The organism is Candidatus Cloacimonadota bacterium (assembly GCA_011372345.1).
GTDB lineage: Bacteria > Cloacimonadota > Cloacimonadia > Cloacimonadales > TCS61 > DRTC01.
The window spans coordinates 1-1,874 of sequence record DRTC01000074.1; the positions used below are offsets into that span (position 1 = coordinate 1).

General features: G+C 37.0%; 2 protein-coding genes. One reads left to right on the forward strand and one right to left on the reverse strand.

Annotated elements, in window-relative coordinates; translation table 11 throughout:
* The first annotated feature begins 230 nt into the window (after window positions 1-230).
* The gene (locus tag ENL20_01375; GenBank protein ID HHE37208.1) at window positions 231-1,262 is read left to right on the forward strand and encodes an alcohol dehydrogenase; all 1,032 of its coding nucleotides are present in this window, start codon (window positions 231-233) and stop codon (window positions 1,260-1,262) included.
* A gap of 72 nt (window positions 1,263-1,334) precedes the next feature.
* Here ENL20_01375 and ENL20_01380 read toward each other — a convergent pair whose 3' ends face one another.
* A complete protein-coding gene (locus ENL20_01380; protein ID HHE37209.1) occupies window positions 1,335-1,721 on the reverse strand; it encodes a response regulator in 387 nt (128 codons plus the stop codon).
* Between the last annotated feature and the right edge of the window lie 153 nt (window positions 1,722-1,874).

Genomic DNA, 1,874 nt, shown 5'->3' on the forward strand with positions numbered 1-1,874 from the left:
GGGAATGATAATGAAAAAAAATAATACTCGGAACAAGTTCCGAGTTACAGCATTGTTCCCAATCCCCTGATCGGGAACATAATATTCATCTAAACCCTGTTTTGAAATTAAATTCCTTTCCAAAGTGGAATTGGAATATTAGAGTGAGGAAAAAAAATGAAACAAGGATTTCCAAAAAAATTGCATTCCCAATCGGGGATTGGGAATGATAATGAAACTACGGAGCAACTATGAAAGCAATGATCCTCAATAAAATCACAAATCTGAAAAAGAACAGAAATCCATTGGAATTGGTCGATATTCCAATTCCTAAACCGGAAAAAAAAGAGATTTTACTTAAAGTTTCGGTTTGCGGAGTTTGTCACACCGAACTCGATGAGATCGAAGGACGAACACCTCCTCCCCATTTTCCGATCATTCCCGGACATGAAGTTATCGGAAAAGTTGTTGAGAAGGGAGAAAAAGCAAAGAGATTCAAAATCGGAGAAAGAGTTGGAGTTGCCTGGATCTTTTCAGCTTGTGGAAAATGTGATTTTTGTCTGAATGGTAAGGAAAATCTCTGTAAAGATTTCATTGCTACAGGAAGAGATGCAAATGGCGGTTATGCGGAATATATGACTGTTCCGGAGGATTTTGCTTACAAAATTCCGGAAATATTTTCTGATGAAGAAGCTGCTCCGCTTCTTTGCGCAGGCGGAGTTGGATATCGCTCCTTGAAATTAACGAACCTTCAAAACAGGCAAAATTTAGGTTTAACCGGTTTCGGAGCTTCCGGACATCTCGTCCTGTTGCTGGTCAAACATAAATTTCCTGATTCTAAAATATTTGTTTTTGCCCGCAGTAAAAAAGAACAAGAATTTGCTCTTAAACTTGGAGCCTTCTGGTCTGGTGATACAGAAACCGAATGTCCTGGAAAACTTGATGCCATCATCGATACGACGCCGGTTTGGAAGCCGATCGTGGAAGCAATGAAAAATCTGAAGCCTGCCGGTAGACTTATTATTAATGCTATCCGTAAAGAAGAGATCGATAAAGAATATCTCCTGAAATTAAATTATGCTCAACATCTCTGGCAGGAAAAAGAAATTAAAAGTGTTGCTAATGTAACTCGGAAAGATATCGAGGAATTTCTAAAACTTGCTGCTGAAATCCCGCTCCAACCGGAATATCAAGTTTATAAATTGGAAGAAACGAATATTGCTCTTCTCGAATTAAAAGAAAGAAAGATACGGGGAGCAAAAGTGTTGAAAATTGAGAATTAGATTCGACTCGTAAGGATCGACGAGTCGAAACCAATTGCTATCCAAGCTGTTTCAAGTCGTCGAACTTCGTTCTTACGACTCGAATAGATTCGTTTTTTTTCCCCCGAATACATCCTTGATATAATTCTCTAATTCATTATCCTGGATTGGTTTCAATAAATAAGCAACCGGATTTGTTTTCATTGCCCTATCTACAATTTCCTTTTCAGAAAAAGCACTTATAAAAATAAAAGGAATATTGTATTCTTTTTGAGCTTTTTCTGATAATTCCAAGCCTGTCATTCCATCTTCTAATTTAATGTCTATCAAAGCCAGATCAGTTTTTTCATGTTCTATTATTTCCACAGCTTTATTTGCTGAACGAGCGACCGAAACATCAGGATAACCGAATTTCCTTAAAATTAATTTCAGGTCTTCCGCAATAATATACTCGTCTTCGACAATAAGTATCCTTTTCATTTTCCTACCTCATTTATTAAAACTCATTTAATGGATTCTGCATAATTTAAAATTGTCTTTGCGAGGTCTCATTCAAAGAAATTCTTCCGAAGCAATCTGCTCCTCTAACTTAATGTGAAGCAAGAGATTGCTTCGTTTGTAACAGCAAGAAGA

Coding starts and splice junctions, on each gene's coding strand:
- ENL20_01375 (HHE37208.1), top strand. CDS start 231: ATGAAAGCAATGATCCTCAATAAAATCACAAATCTGAAAAAGAACAGA.
- ENL20_01380 (HHE37209.1), bottom strand. CDS start 1,721: ATGAAAAGGATACTTATTGTCGAAGACGAGTATATTATTGCGGAAGAC.